At 43.5% G+C, this 20,449-nt stretch carries 21 protein-coding genes and 2 pseudogenes; 8 read left to right on the top strand and 15 right to left on the bottom strand.

The window, feature by feature from the left end:
- Positions 1-31 precede the first annotated feature (31 nt).
- From L6471_RS02275 to L6471_RS02245, 7 genes are all read right to left on the bottom strand, one after another.
- On the bottom strand, positions 32-268 hold the full coding sequence (locus L6471_RS02275; RefSeq protein ID WP_237796708.1) for a PqqD family protein: 237 nt from the start codon (positions 266-268) through the stop codon (positions 32-34).
- A 29-nt stretch (positions 269-297) separates the two neighbouring features.
- Positions 298-723 (bottom strand): S24/S26 family peptidase, encoded by a 426-nt coding sequence (locus L6471_RS02270; protein ID WP_237796707.1) that lies wholly within the window; start codon positions 721-723, stop codon positions 298-300.
- Positions 720-1,622, bottom strand: coding sequence for a hypothetical protein (locus L6471_RS02265; protein ID WP_237796706.1), 903 nt, complete (start codon positions 1,620-1,622; stop codon positions 720-722). The genes L6471_RS02270 and L6471_RS02265 overlap by 4 nt, the downstream gene beginning before the upstream one ends.
- Positions 1,562-2,668, bottom strand: a complete 1,107-nt coding sequence (locus L6471_RS02260) for a nucleotidyltransferase domain-containing protein (RefSeq protein WP_094448508.1) — start codon at positions 2,666-2,668, stop codon at positions 1,562-1,564. Before L6471_RS02260 ends, L6471_RS02265 begins: the two co-directional genes overlap by 61 nt.
- 65 nt (positions 2,669-2,733) lie before the next feature.
- Positions 2,734-3,282: a helix-turn-helix domain-containing protein gene (locus L6471_RS02255; protein ID WP_237796705.1), complete on the bottom strand. Its 549-nt coding sequence runs from the start codon at positions 3,280-3,282 to the stop codon at positions 2,734-2,736.
- A gap of 311 nt (positions 3,283-3,593) precedes the next feature.
- On the bottom strand, positions 3,594-4,202 hold the full coding sequence (locus tag L6471_RS02250; protein ID WP_237796704.1) for an RloB family protein: 609 nt from the start codon (positions 4,200-4,202) through the stop codon (positions 3,594-3,596).
- A 1-nt stretch (position 4,203) separates the two neighbouring features.
- Positions 4,204-5,484, bottom strand: coding sequence for an AAA family ATPase (locus tag L6471_RS02245; protein ID WP_237796703.1), 1,281 nt, complete (start codon positions 5,482-5,484; stop codon positions 4,204-4,206).
- 157 nt (positions 5,485-5,641) lie between these two features.
- Between L6471_RS02245 and L6471_RS02240 the strand changes: the two genes are divergently transcribed.
- The 3 genes from L6471_RS02240 (at position 5,642) to L6471_RS02230 (ending at position 8,488) form a co-directional block, all read left to right on the top strand.
- Positions 5,642-6,265 (top strand): DUF5675 family protein, encoded by a 624-nt coding sequence (locus tag L6471_RS02240; RefSeq protein WP_317221427.1) that lies wholly within the window; start codon positions 5,642-5,644, stop codon positions 6,263-6,265.
- A 90-nt stretch (positions 6,266-6,355) separates the two neighbouring features.
- Positions 6,356-6,940: an HU family DNA-binding protein gene (locus tag L6471_RS02235; RefSeq protein ID WP_074614529.1), complete on the top strand. Its 585-nt coding sequence runs from the start codon at positions 6,356-6,358 to the stop codon at positions 6,938-6,940.
- Positions 6,941-7,369: 429 nt separating this feature from the next.
- Entirely contained in the window at positions 7,370-8,488 is a 1,119-nt protein-coding gene (locus tag L6471_RS02230; protein WP_237796702.1) for a sialate O-acetylesterase, read from the top strand.
- 110 nt (positions 8,489-8,598) lie between these two features.
- Here L6471_RS02230 and L6471_RS02225 read toward each other — a convergent pair whose 3' ends face one another.
- From L6471_RS02225 to L6471_RS02190, 8 genes and pseudogenes are all read right to left on the bottom strand, one after another.
- Positions 8,599-9,678: a DNA/RNA non-specific endonuclease gene (locus L6471_RS02225; protein WP_237796701.1), complete on the bottom strand. Its 1,080-nt coding sequence runs from the start codon at positions 9,676-9,678 to the stop codon at positions 8,599-8,601.
- Between the two features lie 14 nt (positions 9,679-9,692).
- On the bottom strand, positions 9,693-10,733 hold the full coding sequence (locus L6471_RS02220) for a hypothetical protein (protein WP_237796700.1): 1,041 nt from the start codon (positions 10,731-10,733) through the stop codon (positions 9,693-9,695).
- A gap of 327 nt (positions 10,734-11,060) precedes the next feature.
- Positions 11,061-11,360, bottom strand: coding sequence for a helix-turn-helix domain-containing protein (locus L6471_RS02215; RefSeq protein ID WP_237796699.1), 300 nt, complete (start codon positions 11,358-11,360; stop codon positions 11,061-11,063).
- Between the two features lie 525 nt (positions 11,361-11,885).
- Positions 11,886-12,089, bottom strand: a pseudogene (locus L6471_RS02210) (DNA-binding protein); the annotation flags it as partial.
- Positions 12,062-13,096 (bottom strand): hypothetical protein, encoded by a 1,035-nt coding sequence (locus tag L6471_RS02205; RefSeq protein ID WP_237796698.1) that lies wholly within the window; start codon positions 13,094-13,096, stop codon positions 12,062-12,064. The gene L6471_RS02205 and the pseudogene L6471_RS02210, both read right to left, overlap by 28 nt.
- A gap of 205 nt (positions 13,097-13,301) precedes the next feature.
- The gene (locus tag L6471_RS02200) at positions 13,302-13,655 is read right to left on the bottom strand and encodes a hypothetical protein (protein WP_237796697.1); all 354 of its coding nucleotides are present in this window, start codon (positions 13,653-13,655) and stop codon (positions 13,302-13,304) included.
- Positions 13,656-14,053: 398 nt separating this feature from the next.
- Positions 14,054-15,064: a hypothetical protein gene (locus L6471_RS02195; RefSeq protein ID WP_237796696.1), complete on the bottom strand. Its 1,011-nt coding sequence runs from the start codon at positions 15,062-15,064 to the stop codon at positions 14,054-14,056.
- A gap of 12 nt (positions 15,065-15,076) precedes the next feature.
- Positions 15,077-17,371, bottom strand: a complete 2,295-nt coding sequence (locus tag L6471_RS02190) for a Piwi domain-containing protein (protein WP_237796695.1) — start codon at positions 17,369-17,371, stop codon at positions 15,077-15,079.
- Positions 17,372-17,539: 168 nt separating this feature from the next.
- On the opposite strand from L6471_RS02190, the gene L6471_RS02185 reads away from it, so the two are divergent.
- The 5 genes and pseudogenes from L6471_RS02185 to L6471_RS02165 all read left to right on the top strand — a co-directional run bounded on the left by L6471_RS02185 (position 17,540) and on the right by L6471_RS02165 (position 20,299).
- On the top strand, positions 17,540-17,764 hold the full coding sequence (locus tag L6471_RS02185; protein ID WP_237796694.1) for a helix-turn-helix transcriptional regulator: 225 nt from the start codon (positions 17,540-17,542) through the stop codon (positions 17,762-17,764).
- Between the two features lie 89 nt (positions 17,765-17,853).
- A pseudogene (locus L6471_RS02180) lies at positions 17,854-18,147 on the top strand (DNA adenine methylase); the annotation flags it as partial.
- A gap of 39 nt (positions 18,148-18,186) precedes the next feature.
- Positions 18,187-19,008: a KilA-N domain-containing protein gene (locus L6471_RS02175; RefSeq protein WP_237796693.1), complete on the top strand. Its 822-nt coding sequence runs from the start codon at positions 18,187-18,189 to the stop codon at positions 19,006-19,008.
- Between the two features lie 3 nt (positions 19,009-19,011).
- Positions 19,012-19,779: a DpnI domain-containing protein gene (locus tag L6471_RS02170; protein WP_237797169.1), complete on the top strand. Its 768-nt coding sequence runs from the start codon at positions 19,012-19,014 to the stop codon at positions 19,777-19,779.
- A 226-nt stretch (positions 19,780-20,005) separates the two neighbouring features.
- The gene (locus L6471_RS02165) at positions 20,006-20,299 is read left to right on the top strand and encodes a hypothetical protein (RefSeq protein ID WP_237797168.1); all 294 of its coding nucleotides are present in this window, start codon (positions 20,006-20,008) and stop codon (positions 20,297-20,299) included.
- The last annotated feature ends 150 nt before the right edge of the window (positions 20,300-20,449 follow it).

Genomic DNA, 20,449 nt, shown 5'->3' with positions numbered 1-20,449 from the left:
GAGTCTTCTGTCACAGCCAAGAGCTATCGTTTCATTCCAAGACATCTACTTTCTGCCATTCGGCTACCAACTCCGCTACATCAACCTTAGCCTCTTCCGCTGTCACGTTGTATTCCTCGCAGAGCCTTTTTGCCAGTGCCTCAATGGTGAAGTCGCCCATGTTCTGAGCCTGCTGCCAAAGCCATGCAGCCGTCTCGTTCAGTGTAAGCAGTTTACCGAAGTTAATGGCGCCAAGTCCTTCGCCCATAATCACACGTTCGCCGCACACTTCACGCAGCACAAATCCTTTTTTCAGTTTCATAATCGTCTGTATATTGCCAATAAATATCTTCTTATGGGGCGCAGCCAAAACCAGATCTTAGCAGCTGACTTCCGCCACCTATTATATAAATAAAATGTTCTCTCCCTGACATCTACCACATGGGTTGCTATGGCCTTGATGTCATGGAGGGTGCACTGTTCTGTACCCATCAGATTACCATCGCCCATGAGCGTCACCTGATGTCCATCGATACGGATAATGCGATGTACCACCCATCGACCAGGTGATGCCCATGCCAGCACCACGTCGCCGACTTTCGGAAGTTGCGGCTGTTGCAAGATGACACTTTCCTTGCCCCCAATGATAAACGGCAGCATACTGTTGCCATTCACGGGCAGCGTCACGCTCACACCTTCCTTGACCAGTCTGATGGCTTCTTCTATGATTTCACTATCTGTCATGGCGTAATCGTTTCGTTACACAGTATTGCCGCTTCTTCGTCGGGCAGACATTCCAGATGCCAAACGGGGATAGAAGATGCCAGTGCGTTCTCTGTCTGGTGCAAACCATCGGCTATACGCTCATCCCATCGCTTGCCACTGATACTCTCTATGAGAGCCACATACGCATAGACACCGCTCAGACGCTGTATCTTGTTGCAGTCTGCCTGACTCAGCAAGACGATGGCTCCCAAAGGATAATGCACATTCCGATAGCAAGGTGTCTTTCCGCTCCAAGGCGATCCATACACCATTGCGGAGCCATCCTCGTCGATACGCACCACAGGATTATCATCGTTCACCAATGCCGTGCCCGCAATATGCTGCAGCCATAGACTGGCATGGGTGCTCTTCCCTGTGCCGCTTGGGCCGAGAAATATATATCCCCGACCTTCATAGCTCACTACAGCTGCATGGAATAGTACAGTATCCTTGTCTGCCGTAGCCAGGGCGAACATAATCATCAGCGCATTGTCAATCGCCATTTTCTCGTATCTGCCCGTCGTGACAAGTCGTCCCTCGCTATAGTTGTTGGAGCAGACGAGCCATCCCGCCGTTACACCTCGCCAAAGGAACTCGAACACCGCTTCACCAGCAGTCGTATGTCCGCAGATGATGACCTGTCCCTCGTCCTCCTGTCGCATTTCCTCGGTATATTCAGGAGCATCACCGCTTTCTACATCTAAGGCAAACACCGTCTCACCATCAGCACACGCAAACGGCTGGTAGTTGGTCAAGCCATCTTTCTCGCCGCTGACGCAGAACCGATGTCCAGCCACTTTATAATATCTCTTTTTTTTCATCTCTGAAAGTCTCTTAATGATAGTTTTCTGTACCTGATGCGTGTAGGGAGGGTCCACACAATGTTACTCCAGTATTTCACCTCCAGCCAGAACGCCTCCCAGAAGTCAAACTTCATCAGTCGCAGATGCCGCCGTTTATTCTCGTACACCCGCCGCAACAGTCCGAACCGTTGTCGCTGTGCATACCACCCGAAATTGCCGTCGGTCATCATCTCGCGCAACAACCAATTGCCGCGATAACTGTCAGGAGCGGTCAGCATAAGCGATTTATCTAACTGAAACACCTCACCGAGTACCCACATCAGTGCCATGGCGATATGGTATAAACCAAATTTCCTTAATACACTCGATACGATACGTCGATCTTCAACTGTGGAATGTTGCAAAAGCCAATAGTAGTCACAGACATGCCGCAGTCCGATACCTTCACTGAGGAAATGTCGCTGGATATGCGCCAGCTGCATCACGAGTGCAAACTTGACAGACGGTACACGAAAGTTTTCCTCCACTTGTGCTGCAAGAAGGATCTCTCGTTCCAACCACCGTTGCAGTCTTCTGTTAGTCATCGGATTGAAGTTGCCCGACGATGGACGGAAATGTACCTCCACAGTCACGCCCTGCTTGTTCACTGGCAGATGCACATGGTGATATATAGCCTTCGAATGATGGGGCAGCAGTGCCAATACACAATCCTTTCCACCTTCCACCCAGATGTCAATATCCCCGGGCTGTCGCGCATACTTATCAGGATAAAGCCGCGCATTGGCCTGTCCCTTCAGTATCGCCGTGCGATGTCCTTGCTCTTCAAACTCCCGTGTCAGTCGTGCGGTCTCCTGGTATAGCAGTTCATTCATCCCTTTGATGCTTTCTGCTTCGCAAGCCCACTGCATGGCAATCTCTACAGGCGGCTTACAGTCCTCTGGCAACAGACAAATACCTTTATAGCAGACACCAACGAGCGACTGCCGTAATGCCATCTGATACAAAAGTCGCCATCCGTGGGCGTCCATCTTCGCAGGAAGCTCTTGCGTCAGTCCCAATGACAGGCGCAGAAGCTTAAAGAAATCGTCATCGAGACGTGTATTTGATGATAACTTTGTCATAATTCGTTATAACTTTGTCGTAACTGGTTATAATTTCAGAAAATTATACACACTCTATTCAGGCTTTAATCAGCTGGGGCATCATTAAAGAACAGATGTTTTTTGATGCGATAATAGGTTTGTCTATTTTTGAAGCCTGATTTAACAATGGACTCCTCCATAGTGACTTCCGGATGTTGCTTAGCATAGTTATCGACGTGGCGACAACGAAGCAAATTCACATAGTCGTAAAATCCACCATATTGTTCTCTGAGCACTCTCGATACGTATGTCTGACTATAGCCACAGCCCTCAACGACCTCCTTCAGACTAAGGTTGGGATTCAGATAGAGACGTTGCTTTACCAGTACCCTTTCAATACCGTCGGAAATCCTTTTACGAGTCTGCTGTGGAATCTCTTTAAGTTTACGCTCTTCCTTTACAGCTTTTTCTATGCAACACGTGTGAGGCTGCTCTTCAGTAGGTGCGTAGTCAAAAAGATTCCCTTTGCGCTTTGATGGCAGTATGGATATGAGAAAGATAACATGAAACCACCGCACAGCGGCGAACATTAAACATGTTACCACGTATGCAGAGCAGGCTATACTATATATAAGTTCTGGTTGCGAATACATTTTATGCGTATTAGAGAATTAATCAGGTACAAAGGTAAATACCTTTGTTAATATATTGAAATTTTTGAACTTTTTGAGTTTGTTATTTAAGATTATTTAGGAAGAAATGAGTGTTTTGTGCGTTGACTCCATCGTTTTGAAGCCTATATGACACAAGTTCTTGTACGATTCCATTGAAGCAGATGTTCCTGCCTGAAAAGTTGCAATTGCAACACCTGCAAGCCAATCCGTCAACTTTACAGTTTGAACTTGTTTCTAATTCATGATTAATTTTTGATCTGCGCAAGTTCACAATAGAAGTGCAATTATTATTAGTCCAACCCTTTCAGTTTCTTCATTAACCTTCCGAGCTCCGAGTAAGTATAATCTCTATCGCTTTTTTGTTTTTCATCCATTGAACGATTTGCATTGACGATAGCCTTATCGAGACTGCCACCATTGCGTTCGAAGTAACTGTGCAGTCCTTTGGTCTTGATGAAGAATTCTATCGTCTTTCGATACTCCACACATTGATTCAGGTCTTTGAGCAATGGCTCTTGTGTATCGTATGGACGTGAGGTGTAGCGGAAATAGTATAGGAAGAACAGTTCTGTGCAGCGGTGAGTCTCGAAGAACTCCACCTCGCAGTAGATACCTTTCTTGGGCTTGTTGATAGGCTTGGCATACTTTGCCTTTAGTTTCTGATATTGTGAACGCTCTGGCTCCTTGTCCTTCGTGTCCATGTCGATGATGCAGAAGATATGGCTGTAACCCATTTCCACGCCCTCAGCTATCTTTGCATTCAGTTCCTTGATATTGGTATGCTTCGGATAGTCCGGCTTGATGGTCAGACGTTTGAACACGTCGCATAAGGACTTGAAATAGAAGAACTCCGTTGGTCCTTCGCCCAGGATGAGTGCTGTTTGTCGTAGCTTTCCCATATCAGTCCTCCAGATTTATAAAGATACTGCCCAGTTCTGGCTTGGCTCCCAATCTACCAATGCGGTATGAATTGTAAAGCGACAAGTTTTTGTGTAAGCCGAAGGAGTCGCCACGAGCATATTCGGATGAAGCTGTCTCCTTGTTCTTCTCTACGAACCACACCACACCTCGATTCTCATTTATCATATCCTGTGACAGAAGGGTGGTCTCCTGACTCGTGATAATCAACTGCGACTTATCGGAGTTGAAGATGAAGACGTTGAGATAGTAGTACAGCAGGTCATTGTGCAGATCCTCGCCCAGTTCATCAAGATAGTACACATGAGGACTCGTTATCAAGTCGTATAGGGCATCCAATATGCGGATATACTTCTGAGTACCCTTTGACTGCCATCTAAGAGGAATATCAAAGTCACCATTGTCGGAATGGTTCAAGAAGGTGATGGAATCTGTGGTTGGCTTTAATAGAACATTTTTCATCTCCTCGGGGATGTTCTCTTTCTGGATGCGCTCGCGGAAATCATTGGGTACAATGCGGTCTTCTACGACGGGACGATATTCTAGGATGTTTAAGTCGGCCTTCTGAAGCATGGTGTTATAGAACTTACGTTTCTTTGGATTGCTGTAAGCATCTTTCAAGATCTCAACAAGTCCCTTTTCTACATTGCCGTCCACATCGTGATAATTGGCCATAATCCAAGCGTGAAGTGTGTTGAATGGAGCTATGTCTTCTTTCAAGGCAGCTTTTCGGCAAACGGACAGCACACTGTGGTTGTTCAGTGTGTTTTCGCGGATGCTTTCCTGCGTCTTGACTTGCAGTTTGAGACTCGCACCAAACTTGATGTCTGCCTGTACATTCTCGCCCACAAAACTACGCTCATAGAACAGCGATTTCGATTTGTTTGGATAATAGTACAAGGCTTCACTCAGAATATGCTTGCCGTTGAACTTGACATCATAATCATATCGGGTGCCATCGGCATAGAATGAAACGTGCATTTCTGTTGGCTCATCTTTGGTAAGCACAAAGGGTATACAACCGCCAATTTCGACTGTCGCATCCGATTTAGGCATGACCAACAGACGGAATACCTCATTCATGGCTATCAGCATATTCGACTTACCCGAAGCGTTTGAACCATAGAGGATGCCTAACTTATACAAGAACACACCATCAGCAATTTCGGTGACAAGTTCCGAAGATGGTCCCTTGGCCACGAAGCTTAATTCCTGTTTGTCGCGAATGGAAAGATAGTTCTTTACCCAAAAATCTCGTATCATACCGCAATATTTTGTTTGTTATCGTAATTTTGCTACGAAAATATAAATAATATTTTATAAAGACAGCATATCTATCTCTGATTTTCGTAATTATGATACGTTTTTATACATATTTAACTACAAGATAGATATTGAGATAGCAAATTGACACCTATTTGTGCTCCGAAGTTGTTATCCGATATATTATCCTTTCGGTACGCCGTTTGCCCATGAAGATACCAGCATTCTGATTTTTTGGTTATTCCGATATATTCAACTAGTTGTTGGATATATCGGATATTTTTTTGACCCATACTTATCGTATCTTTGCAACCGTAATCAGAAACATATACACAAACACAAAATGAATATGAAAATAAAAATTGCACGTGTGGCCCGTAAACCTTCTTATACGATAGGTCACTTATTTATCGACAGGCATTACTTCTGTGATACCCTGGAACCGCCAGACCGCTCATTGACATCGGCATCGACGTATGATGATATCCTTCTGGCGAAGTGCAAAGGACCGACAGCGATACCTCAGGGCATCTATCACGTGACACTCACGAAGAGTCCGAAGTTTGGCTGTATCTTACCTCTGCTGATGGCTGTACCCGGTTTTGAAGGCATTCGTATCCATGCCGGCAATCGGCCGAAAGATACACGAGGCTGTGTGCTGGTAGGCTTCAACAAGTTGAAAGGCATGGTGATCAACAGTACATCTATCCTCAGAATACTGATCGACCGAATGAATGCAGCCATCGCCAAAGGTATGGATGTGGAACTCGAAATCAGATAATTACAATTCACATAAACACAAACGAAGTGGAGAAGCAACGCTTCTTCTGCCGACAAAAAACAGAAAAGTCGGAATGCTCTCAGTAAATATATGTCAGTAAAATATCGATTGGTACAAGAAAAGCGAAAAAACGCAAAGAACCTAGGTAAATGGTATGCCCGTGCTGTTGCAGTAGGCATGGCAGACACAAAAGTATTAGCGAAGAATATCGGACTTCGATGCACCGTGACTTATCCGGATATCCTGGCCGTTATATCTTCTCTCGTGACCGAAATCTCATTACAGCTTCAGGAGGGAAAACGTGTTAAGTTGGATGGATTAGGCAGTTTTAAGATTGGATTAAAAACCTCTGCAGCCGAAACGGCTTCTACGTTCTCCCCGGCTTCTAACATTCATGGTTTACATGTACTATTCAGTCCAGAAGTAACCGTCGACAGTTCAAATCACGTGCGTCATAATCCGCTGATAGAGGGTATTCGTGTAGAGAATCTGGCTGACTATCAGGATGCGGGTACCCAGATTGCCGTAAATGAGCGTAAAAGTAAGAATGCCGGTAACGGTGCTGCAGCAGGCGATGATAAACCTGCAAGTGGCAATACTGATAATAATAACTCTGGTAGCAATACCCCTGGAAGCGGTTCAGGCAGCACTGGCGACGACAATAAGGAATTTTAGTAGTAAAGAAACGGAGGTATGCTCTTGAAAAAGAATGAAGTAACGCTTCTACTTAAGATACTCGCCACCCTGATATCGAGTATTCTCGGTATCGTGGGTGCGAGCAACGTGGAAGACTCGGATGAGTAAATATGCTCATCTTCCTCGTAGTAACATATGGCGATGGTTATCGCTCTTCCGCATAATCCTACAGTGGATTATTTTAATGGTGATGTTGTTATCATCATGTTTATGAAAGTTAAGGGGATGGACCTGGTATTATCATTCAGGTTCATCCCCTTTCAAATTTTTAGGTTTGGTGAAGTGAATGGGTATGTTAAGTAAACTGTTAAATGCAGAAAAATATTTTATAGTTTAAGATAAATGATTTACTTTTGCAATAAACTATAAAATCAATTTTTATCATAAAACCTTATAAATAACGTACAAATGAAACGTAAATGGCTTATTGCAGCAGGAATGTTGCTTTCTTTTGCCTTGACAACACATGCCCAGGACAAAAATTTCCATATCTATCTATGTATCGGACAGTCGAATATGGTAGGTGCTGCTAAAGTGCAGCCAGCAGACTCTGTTGTGGATGCTCGTTTCCAGTCGCTTAATGCAGTCAATGATCAAGACCGAACCATGGGCACCTGGCGTAAGGCTGTGCCACCACTCTGTCGCCGTTATGCAGGTATCGGTCCAACGGATTTCTTCGGCCGACAGATGGTGAAGGTATTACCAGAAAAAGTTCGTGTGGGTGTCGTACACGTGGCAGTAAACGGATGTGCCAGTGATCTCTTTCACAAGAATCTTTATCAAGACTATGTGAAGAATGTTACAGCCGACTGGATGAAGAAGGAAATCGAATTTTATAACGGTAATCCGCGTCAGCGTCTGCTCGATATGGCTCGACAGGCTCAGAAAGAGGGTGTGATTAAAGGTATTCTTTATCATCAAGGCGAGACGGATGCGTGGAATGAGGGATGGTTAGATAAAATGAAATTTATCTATCAGGATATCTTAAGTGAACTGCATCTGGATGCTAAGCAGGTACCTTTGCTGGTAGGTGAGGTTGTGGGCAACGATCAACATGGTGTATGTGCCGGAGCAAATAAAATGATCGACCGCATTCAGGAGGTTATCCCTACTGCCCATGTCATTTCATCATATGGATGTCAGGTAGGTCCGGATAATCTACATTTTGCCCATGAGGGCTATGAGGAACTGGGCAAGCGTTATGCGCTGAAAATGTTAAGTTTGGAGGGCTATCAGGTAGATGCTTCTGCTGCTTCCATTGCTACGGCGAAGTCTGAAGGAGCATCCTTTAAGCTTACGGCTACGCTGAAAGGGAATAAGGCGATAGTTACATCAGACCAGCCACTGAAGTCGCTCGAAGTAGTCAGTTTCTCAGGTCATGCTGTACGCCAGCTCACACTGAAGGGTGAGAAGAAAGTGGAAGTCAACCTGAAAGGGTTGAAGGAACCTGTACTTGTCTTTGTTGGTACAGCAGTGAATGGGGCTAAAGAAACCTATAAGATTTATATGGAGAAGGGTAAGCAGTAAATCTGTCATGTGCAGATCCATATGTTTGAAAGATGATAATACAGTCGAGGGTGTGCTCAATCGTTTGAACACACCCTCGATCTTTTTGGGTATATACGTTTTCAATCGTTTTATTGAGAGACCTTGACACTCCAGTAATCTTCATCGACCGTAGCTTCGACTTGTCGTTCGATAGCATCTGGAAGATTACAGAAGAAATCGATACCCGTACGACGTTCCAACTCATCAATGGTAATATATTCAGTTGTAGAATTGCTCTGATGTGGCGACCAGATTCCAAGCGCATCGTAGCTATTCAACTCTTTGTTATAAGCCAGTAGAGCCATGTAGAAATACTTCGGAATAATCATGTGGAAGTATGAATCAGAGTCTTCACCATTGCTCTTGGATGTATATCCGAGAATTTGGTCTTCGTTATCAATTGTGGCAGCCTTAACAACGTAAAGGGTATCGCAGATAGATGACCAAACATCGTGTACTTTCGTTTCCAGATTAGCCCAGACACCGCCATTGTGATCCTGATTTTGAGGTTGCATATTGCTCAGATAGAAAGTCTGATCGTTAGACTCTCTTGAGCAAAGACGATCGTAAGAAGGGCAGAGGTGGCCTCGTGAGTAACCGGTATTCTTGTAATCGTTGAGCGTGGTGCGACAATCGGCATCGATAAGCGAATCTTCGCGGAAATTGTCGCTTCGACCAACGGCCTTTTGGAGAACCTTATCGTACATTTCATAGCAAGTCCATCGGTTGGCTCTCTTATCGCCGTCCCATTCGAGCGAGTAGTTTACGCCAGCGACATCAGAATAGTGACTGATTTCGAAAGTACGATTAGAGACATGATAGAAACGAGGGAATTCCAATCGCCATCCCTCCTTATTCTTTGCCAAGTCAGCTTCGTTATTACGGTTTAAGTTTTCACCAGCAGCTTCGCCATCGCCCCAGAATACAACATACTTGATCTGTGAGTACAAGTAGTCGGCAGACTCTTTACCACGGACATACACCTTGATACCCAGAGAGTCGCCTTCTGGCGTATAGATGATACGGGTAGAGTCGAGCTGATTATAGTCAAAAGAAACCGTAACCCCATTTTTAAGATATATAGAATGAGCGAGTTTCTCAGTTGTCGTCTGAGCCATAGCCACCCAAGCAGACAGGAGGCAGAGGCTTAAAGATAAAATTTTTTTCATGATGCTTACCTCCTTTATTTAATCGTTATTTTGTTACCATTGAGAATATACACTCCTGCAGGCAATAGCGCTTGATTGGTACCACGGTTGACACCGTTAAGATCGAAGAAATATCCCTGATGGCTGCGAGATACAGCTTCTATCTGCAGGATCGCCGTTTCTACATTCGATTCCGTTACAGGGTCAGCGATGAGCAGCAGATATGTGCTGGTCTTCTTGATACCATCGAGAACAGACAGACCATCCTGAAAATTCTTCTTGCCAATGATATAGCCCGCAACATGCTGCTGAACCTTCATCGTAGGATTCTTGGTGAAACCACGCATGATGAGGACATCACCCTTATCATTTTTGAGAGTAGCCTGATCGTCTTCTACAGCGATGACACGTGCATTCTCGCTATCGGCGATATAGAGTTGGGCAATAGTTCCATCAGCCAACTCATTCCACTCACTGATACTCTTTACCGAAGCCGTAACAGCCTCATCGGTCTGATCGCCTGTTGTCGGATTATCTGTTGACGGATCTGTAGAACCGGCAGCCTCACCATCTACGGTGAGCGTTACATCATCGAGGAAAAAGCGGTTTTTACTCTTCTGAGCAGCAGCGAAAGTAATCTTAACCCCATTGCTCGCACCAATAAGTTTGATGGTATAAGTTGTCCACGTTGCATCGCCCAGCTCCACAGAAGTCTGTTCGAGCGTACCACTACTGGCACTGATTTTCAACGTCTTGCTATCATTAGCCCAAGCACCAGCCCTGAAGGATACCCAGGTCGTGTCCTTGACACCATTAATAGCAGGTGTAACTGCAGAGCCCAATGAAGAATTAGCTCCGAACTTGAGACACTGAGATGCACCATAAGCCTTTGTCAACTCCCATCCTTCGTTATCGGTCTTTACGCTGTTATTATTAGCAATAGACCCCGTCCAGGCGTCATCATTGCCACCAGTACCCGAATTCTCATTAAAACTCTCGTAAAAAATTTGCGTTTGAGCAAACGTCGATAGTGGTAATGCCATCAGACATACCATAGATAAGATTATCGACTTCATTCTGTTTTGTGTCATTTTATCTTTAACTAACTAAATCTTTTTCTTTGGAAAAATAATATCTTCTCTAATACCCTGAACTTCTATATATATGAAATCTGTTATAGAATTATCTATATACGATGCAAATATACAATAATTTTATCGATTCCTATTAAAATATAGCCTTAAATCGTTGGTTTATACCTGTATTTTTAGTATTGCTCGTCTGAATGTATTTTCCCACTGGATATCAACGAGTTTATCTTTGTTCGCTACATATTTCAATTCTGCCGTAAAGTTATACATTTTTCACGAAAAACGTGCAGAATATGCTATCTTTTTTATAGTTCATTTTCTGAGTAATTCTGCATCCTGAAGTTGTCTGCCAAGTGCATCGTCAGCAGCCAATAGGGTAATGTCGTTTTCCAAGTTAAGTACAAAGAGTACACGTGCATAGATGCCCATGGAAACCGTTGGATCGCCATGTTCAACCTTTGAGACAGTCAGTCTTGTCACAGTAGCTCTGTCTGCAATGTCCTGCATAGACAAATGTCTGCGCTTACGGGCCAACATGATTTGCTCGCCCATAATCTTCAGGTTCTGGCTCAATGCCCTTGGCATCGTTTTACCAAATGTATTCTTACCCATAATTGTATCTTATTGAGCGCAATGATAAATAAAAATGTTTAATATAATAAACATTTTAAGGGATATTTGTGTATAAACGCATTTTTTTGGTTCTTTTGGCCTGAAACTGCGCTCCATCTGTCGATATAGTGGGATTCTTGCTGTTTTTGTTTTCTAAAAAGGAATACTTGACTGTTCAAAAGAAGAATTTCTATAAAGTGGAAGAACTTGACAGGGAGTCAACTTGTGCAAAAAATGCACATGTTCCTTTTTGGAACATGTGGATAATGAAGGAAAGGGCAGATTCTGTAGTAGTCGCATAATATGCGAATACCACTCAGCGTGGTGCAAAGGTTGTTATCAGTCTGACAAATAAGAATAACGATGAGTAAAAAAGTAAAACGATAAAATAATAGATAAGTGTAGGGGCTGACATCATTTGTGTGTCAGCCCCCACGTTGATTAGCACTCGTCTTCGACTATGCCGTCGCCGCTCGGAGTTACGGTGCCGGTGTTGCCAGACGAACCGTTGTCGCCGCTGCCGTTGCTCACGGTGCCTGCGCTTAGTCCGAAGCGCATGGTGCCGAGTCCGGGCAGAGCCACGCTATGTCCCTCGGTAGCCCATGCCTTGATGACCTCGCCAGCAGCGTCCTAGCAAGCCTGCATCACGCCCTGGCTGACCCCGCTACGCAGAGCTGCCCCGCTTATCACCTTGTCCTGAGTCAGCGCAGAGTACAGCTCAGGCTGCATCTTGCTCCAAAGGTCGCGATACACCAGCCATTCCACCACGTCACCAATGGAGCGTGTGTAGGTCTGATTGTTGAGAATCCAAAGGATGCAACCAGCTTTCCAAGCCGATACCAGCGCACGCTTGGAGCAGTCCCAGAGCGCATCGTCGTCCACCATAGGTCGGCCAGCGAAGCCATGTTCTGAGCTAACTTGTCGGCCAACTTGTTCAGCGGACGAATGATGAAGCGCCCCTTCGTGATGTCGAGCCGCACCAGATACTCGCCCAACTTCTGGTAGAACTCGTCCGTGTATTTGCCTTGTCGGGGTATGCGCCCGAAGGTGCCGTTGAACAGGTCGTTTTTGTAATACTTTCTGGCGGCAAAGGGCGTGGCCGAAAGTGTCAGGTTGGCACGGAGAATCGGGTTACCCGTCACACCATCTGCAGTGGCACGCAGGGCACCCGCACGCTGACGGTCGTAGATGTTGCGTAGCATCTGCGATACCTGTTTGTGACCGCCACACATGCCGTCGGCCATCTCCACCTCGGGCATGTTGAGGTATTGCGTGCGACCGCCCTGCGCCTCCAGTGCCATCGCGTTTTGCAAGAACGCTGGACGCGTGGTGTCATTTGGTGGAAAATAGAATGCCACATCCGGACGCGCAGGCTTCTCCTTTGTGCTCGCTTTCTGCTTGACCTGTTTCGACCATTCCACCAGTTTCTTCAACTCGCCCTCGTCGTGCTGTCGGAAGTCGCGACAAATAGCCTCCACGAGGTTGGACAATTGCCCCTTGTTACAGCCGCTGTCGCCCACCAACTGGGCCATCATGCTCGTCGGCTCCTTCCAACTGAGGTCGGGGTACTGAAATTCTGCACCGCTGATGTGTGCGCCAAGTACGGGGAAAAGCATCGGAACAAAAGGTTCGTGCATGTCTTTCGATGTCTGCGAGAGCAGCAAACGGATACATTCTGTGCCTTTGCCCAGGTTAGGCATAGCGTGCGCAGTCGCTTTTGAAATATCGAATTTCATTGATTTATTGCTTTTTAGATGAAATTTGAATGACCAGTTGTTCCAGTTCCAGTTGTTCCAGTTTGTTTCCTGGCAGTTCCATTACGCCCTAATTCTATACATAACTATCTATATATTAGTTAGTTATAAACTCTAAAGAAGAGCTTTTGTCCCTCAAATTTTAATTGGAACATTTGGAACTGGAACAGATTTGGCCGTGATTACTTTACTTTTCTATAAGGCCCTTCAGTCCTTGGCGTAGTTCACGGTACACCTCGAAGGAGTAGTTGTCAACACTCAGTTTAGCGCCAAGCTCTGGCATCTGTTTAAAGTTAGGGCGATACGAGCCATCATCCTTACGAGTGATTGAGACGTACAGCCCATTGAACACATGGGGATTGCGCTTGCCAGCAGTTGGATGAATTGTCTCTGTAAAGGAATAGCGACCATCATCAAAACCAAACTCCTCATTTGGGATTTCACGTCTCAGAATGCCAGGGTAATCTTTTCCTGGCTTCATGAGTACATCGTTCTGCAACTTGGTTTTCAAGTCGATGCATAACTCCGTATTTGTTTTCATAGCTCACCTCCTTTCTCCGCGTTATTCTCTTCGGAAGCAATGAACTTGCGGTAGTCATTTGCGAGAGGTGAATTACCAAGGAACATCTCTGTGATGATGTCTCCTACGCGGCGAGGACTGCAATCTCTTCTGTCTTGTCCTCTGCCAGATGAAATACTATTTGTATAAAACATAATGACCAACGCCGGTGGATTGGTTTGCCACATCAGCGTTTGGTCGCAATATCTCAAGAGTCCGATTTACGACACCATCAAAAAAGCGGCGTAGTAAATCAGCGTAGTAGAAACGAAAAAACCCATACCCTGCTGATTAAAAGCAAGATATGGATTATGAAAATTTTTCAGAAAAAGTAAAAGAAAAACTTACGACGAGTAGATTGCGTCGTAAGTTTAGATTTCTTAGAGGTAGCCAGCGAGGGCATCAACAGCCTCTTTGACCACTGACTCGAACCCCTTTCGTACAGTCTCCTTACGGATGTTTGGTAGAGCATTGCCATCTTTATCTACAAAGCGACAAGAAACGACATCCCATTTTGAAGTACCTTCTGGCCATGTTGTAATAATCGGGTTATCATCTTTGGTTAAGCCTTTGATGATATGTGTTAGGACATGGTTTGGGCCAAGCCAAGTGTATTTAGTCCTACAAGAATGACCACGGAAAAGACTCATCATAGATTTTGTGTCAAGTCCTTCTGGAATCAAATGATGCAGGTGAAGTCTGTTCGTGAACTCCTGTATGGCTGTCGCAAAGTATTCGTCATTATCATAAAAGAAACAACAATCGGTTCTTCCTTTCTTGAAATGCTTTGCTTCCTCATCGTATTTATCAAAACGGATCAGTTCAAACTCCTTGTCTGGATTACGACCTACAAAAGATGTATAGAATAAAGACACGTCATAACACCCCGCTTTACCTATAACGTAAGCGTATCTGTCTTGCAGTTCAAGCCAGCATCGAGCCAACTCTGCGATTACATAATGACTAAATACCGCATGTTCTATTGCTGCTTTTAAATACCTGGGTATATAAGGAGTTTCTGATGTGATATTCTTCCAATTCTTATCCCCGATATCTAATCTTGTCAGTCGCTTTGCCTCGTTTACCAAAGTGGTAACTGATTCTCGTGTTTTTTTAAGTATGAATTTAGTCAGTTCCTCACTACCATCAGCCTCCAACAACTCTGTTGCAGCATTAATATGGCGATTGATTTCGTTTTCGACAACAAGCCTATAATAACGCAATTTTGGAGTAAAGAGTACAGACATTTTAGGTGTTAGTACATATAAAGCCTCTGTTTCCAATTCGATGCGAGGTAGGCTGCTTGCCTCTGTCATATATCCATTGTCTGTTGTGCAGACATCTCGGAAAAGAATTAACTCATGTATCTTTCTCAAATCAAAGTTGTTCATAGATAATCTATATTATAAGAACCACAAACAATTACTTTCGGTATAGACAGCTTTGTCTGAAAAGTGGGGCATTATCTCAGCTATCATCTCGGGATACTTGATGGTAACAGGCAACCCTTGTTGCTTAACGGACTTCCAGTAGATGCGGCTAAACTGATAAACCTGATCTATCAGTTGCTGAACGACAGGCGTATCAATTTCGTCATTACGATTAGGACATGCTATGGTCAGCTTGATTGGGAAGGGAAATCCATCCATTGCGCTGAATCTTTCTCCTTCGTAGCGCGTGTTGTTGCATAGCAGATATCTGTGTCCTTCTTTTGAAGGTCCAAGATTCACCCACTTACCACTATACGGCATAAGACTCTTCACGCTTTCACTCTGCCTTTTCTGGTAATTGTAAGAAGAATAAGTGCTCTCTTCATCAAACAAGACAATATCCTCAGACTCAGTTTTGTTGATGGTTACGATATAGACAGGTACATCAAGGTTTAGGCTTTGAAGCATGTCCTCAACCTTCTTGAACTCTCGTTTACGGCTGATCTTCTTATAATAATGAATGATGATGCGTTCAGGCGGATTGTTTACCGATGAGTAGCGCATAATGGCTAACTTAATTGCACCAACCAACTCGTCAAGTTCAGATTTCTCGAAGTAACTGTAATCGTTGAATATACCAGTATTGTCAAACGAGAAGGCTGCACCAATATATTGCTGATTTTCGCTACGGAAGGCTCCAATACCGATAATCAACTCTTTCTTCTCTGTTTCATCAAGCAGCCAGGGCGAACCACCTAATTTAGCACAAATGGCAACGCTCATATTTTGGAGGGTATAGGCAAAATTGGCTTTCTGGTTACGATTGTCTTTATCAATCATGTCATTCATCCTGCCTCTGTCGATACATTGCGTGGGGATGTCGTATTTAAGGAGAAGTTCTTTTATTTTGTAGTAACACTCTTTACTATCACGCGCTGAAGAAAACTTATGAATTGGGGAAATATAGATACCAACGTATTTGATACGATTATCCTTATTCCTGTAGCAGTCGGCTTGTAGAGCTTTCTCTATTTCAGGAACAGGATTTGTTTCATCCTCAAATTGGATATGGAAGGATTTGTCAGCATAAGCCACATTACTGCCAATGTAGTTAGAGAGGGCTTTGCTTTGACCTTTATATCCACCAACACGCATGTACTTTATTAAATCTCTTGCTTCTGCAATACTGTTTTTGGGAAAGATAAATATCATCTGAACATCGGTGTGTGGACATTTTATGTGAGGCCCATAATTGACACCATGTTGCTGACGAACATTTTTCACATCGTTGCCGTTCTCGTCTTTTCCAAATATGAGCATTCGTTTAGAACTGCTGGTTTGACCGACTTGTAACGGATTGACTTCTGTAAAATCGTATGCCAGATTATGGAATATCTTTGCTATGTCTTCCGTGTTGAGGAATCTCTTGCGAAACGCTTCAATCTTTTCCTTGTAGCGGATGTATTTACTTTCAAACGAGCGGGGGGCCTCGTGCCGATCCAAACCGAAGAACCGTTTCAGCTCACCACCCATGATGGGTAGGGTTGTTTCAAGTGGACAGAACATGTTATGACTCTGCAGATATTCGTACTTGTCAATCCTGCGAACAACATAGTTTTTACCAATTGAACCTTTCTTGACTTCACGGGTCATGACGAAATTAATCATGCTCGGTATAATACCAGTCTGATTCGTAAATGGTTCATCAGGAAAATCGTTGAAGAGTTTTTTAAGAGGAGCATTGAGCAAAAGTGCAGGTCTGTCGTTGGCGACGAGAAGATAAGGTCTATTGTTGAAACGGTCATATTTCACCCTTATAGTAAACCTATCCATCGTCATCAGCTCGTATTGCTTACCATTATAGTTAACGTGACTCTTCTCTCCGTTGTTGAGAAGCCATATTTGTATATCATCGGTTATCCCAGACTTCGTTACGACAACATCATCATAGTATCTGAAATACTTTTCCAATCTGCGATTGTAGTATCTCTTCACCAGATATTCGTTTTCCTCGGCGTTGAAGTCTATGTAGATTGCATCAAACCCTTCAGCTGGTAAATCAAAAGTGGTGTAAATCTTAACACCTCCACAACCCGCAAACAAATCGATATACTTTTGTGTCTGCTTTACTTCCTTTGGTATCAGTACAAGGGATTTGAGCGGAGTGCTTTTTCGCTCGGCATCATCCTTTTCTGAGAAGTAGAACTTCACAGGTTCCTTCGGATACTCAAATGTGAGTGTGTTGAGAAATAGTTTTTCTACTGTCATGCTAACTATAAATTCGTTCTATTAGACTGCAAAAATACTCAAAAACAACGAAAAACGTGTAGTAATCAAAAAAAATCAGCCATAAAACATCATTTTTATTGCGTAATATACATTTTTCAAGAAAAAAATAGTATTTTTGCATCAATGAATAATTAATAATGTGTCGCAATGGACAGAAAATTAAATCGTATTAAGACTGCGTTAGTTGATAATGGGAAAACCAACAAGTGGCTTGCCGAGCAGCTGGGCAAAGACCCCGCAACTGTCAGCAAATGGTGTACTAACGCGGCTCAGCCCTCCCTTGAAACCCTCATGCAGATAGCTAAGCTCCTTGATGTTCAGGTAGATGACTTGCTGAGGTTCGAAGAGCTACCTGAGATAATGGAACATTAAATGACAGTCAATATGGGAGCAATTGACGATTAGTATAAATAGTATTAACGAACAACTAGGTAGCTCCGGCTGACTAAATCAAAGAAAGAATGAGTACATATTCAAAAGCAAAACCGTTTATCAAGTGGGTGGGTGGCAAAGGACAACTCATAGAACAACTAGATGCTCTGTTGCCTGTAGACTTTGAAACTTGGGATGATGTGACGTATATTGAACCCTTCGTGGGTGGTGGAGCCATGCTCTTCTACATGTTGCAGCGTTATCCAAACATCCGTCATGCAGTCATCAACGATGTAAACCCAGACTTGACAACCTGTTATCAGACGGTAAGAGATATGCCAGAGGAGCTGATAATATCATTGACGGATATACAGGATGCCTACAACGAACATTGTATGTAGAAACTGCAAAACAAACTGATTATGGCAAAGAAGGTTACAAATATAGAAGTAAAGGACGCAACAGTTCGTACAATTAAACACGAAGGAGAGGACTTTGTTTGCATTACAGATATTGCACGCCAAAAAAATAGTAGTGACCCAAATGGCGTAATATCAAATTGGATGCGCAATCGCAACACGATAGAATTCCTGGGTATTTGGGAACAACTATTCAATCCTTGTTTTAACCCCCTCGAATTCGAGGGGTTTAGAAAAGAGGCAGGACTCAATGCTTTCACAATGTCGCCATCAAGATGGATAGAATCAACAAATGCAAAAGGACTTGTAGCAATGGCAGGTCGTTACGGAGGTACTTACGCACGCACAGATATTGCCTTTGAATTTGCATCTTGGATTTCTGTGGAATTCAAACTTTATCTCGTCAAGGAATTCCAGCGTCTCAAGGAAGAAGAACAGAAGCAAATTGGATGGTCGGTCAAACGTGAACTCTCAAAGCTCAACTATCGTATTCATACTGATGCCATAAAGCAGAATATTGTACCTGAAGAGATTGATGCGTACCACAAATCACTCATCTATGCGGAAGAAGCTGATGTCTTGAATGTTGCTATGTTCGGTATGACAGCAAAAGAGTGGCGCGAGGCAAATCCCGACAAGAAGGGTAACATACGCGACTATGCAACCATCAACGAGCTCATTTGCCTTTCAAACATGGAGAACTTGAATGCTGTGTTTATCAACGATGGCATGCCGCAGACAGAAAGACTTGTCAAACTAAATCAAGTAGCAATTCAGCAGATGAAGGTGCTTGAAGAATCTGAAAACCGTAAATTTCTGAAGTAAGAGATGGATTTGAGATTTAACACATCATTGGCAGAGGGCTACAAGAGCGCTAGTCAAATTGCGCGTGTGCTGACTGAAGATTGGTTGGCACGCAATATGTATTGTCCTATTTGTGGTGAAGTTTCTATTAGACGTGCTAAGCCTAATGCTCCTGTTAAGGACTATGTGTGTGAACATTGCAAATCACAATACGAGTTGAAAAGCAAAAGGTCTGATAGCGAGAGTTTTCAAGCCACGGTTGCAGATGGAGTTTACCGAACAATGATAGGAAGAATCACCTCTCTTGAAAATCCCAGTTTCTTCTTTATGCACTATGACCGATACGAAGTTAATAATCTGGTGATTGTTCCCAAGTGTTTCTTTACCCCATCCGTTATAGAGAAACGTGATGCATTAGCTGCCACCGCAAGACGAGCAGGTTGGGAAGGATGCAACATTTTGATGAGAGAAATACCTACAACAGCGAAAATACCTATCATCAGAAATGGTATTGCCCTTCCTGTTCAAGAAGTTGTTTCGCATTATCATAGAGTGTTCAACCTACAAACAAAATCGTTGGAGAGCAGAGGGTGGCTGATGGATACACTACACCTCGTTGAACGTCTTGATGAGACATTTACGCTCAAGCAAATGTATTCTTTCGTTGATGAATTACAAGTTAAACATCCCGATAACAATCACATTCCTGATAAGATTCGCCAGCAACTTCAATTCCTTCGTGATAAAGGAATTATAGAGTTCAAAGGAAATGGTGTTTATAGAAAGATTTAATTATGAAGCAGATACCTAATTACATAGTTATCCTTGATTTCGTACAAAATAGAGTTGTCAAGATTAAACTTTCGGACGAAGATAAGCAATTCGCGTCATCTTGTGATGATTTGGAAGAATTGGTTGACGCCTTATCCGAAGGTTTCCATTTCTCAGTATCTAACTGCCAATGGATCGCTCTTAATGAGTACAAAGAGGATAACTTTGGGTTTTAACAACAAACGATATGACAGAATACATATTTTACACAACTGAAGGCTTTACGCAAGCTCCCGACGGCGATGACATAGAGAATTGTCAGCTGCTTGGACGTGCGTTTGGCAAAGACAAACATGATGCTCTCTCAAATTTGTTGAAGGAAAATTCTTGGATAGAGGAGAGAGGTTTTGAACCTTATGAGACCATCTGCAATGAATTGGCTTCTACTGCCAATGCAGAGGCAAAACTCTCCTTCCTCACAAATTTATTGGATGAAAGACAACTTGAGGAGTATATTGATTGGCTGAAAACGATTGGATAATTGAATCCTATGATACTAAATCAGTTGGGGATTTCTGGTGAGCATACAAAAGGGATTATCTATGAGGATTCAGATGAGGGAATCACTCTAAAATACGACCCGAACACTCAATTCATATCATTCTGGGATGATGAAATCAAATATGACCAG

The organism is Segatella bryantii, from assembly GCF_022024215.1.
Lineage (GTDB): Bacteria > Bacteroidota > Bacteroidia > Bacteroidales > Bacteroidaceae > Prevotella > Prevotella bryantii.
Note: the sequence above shows the minus strand (reverse complement) of the source record. Positions and strands in the feature narration are given on the sequence as shown.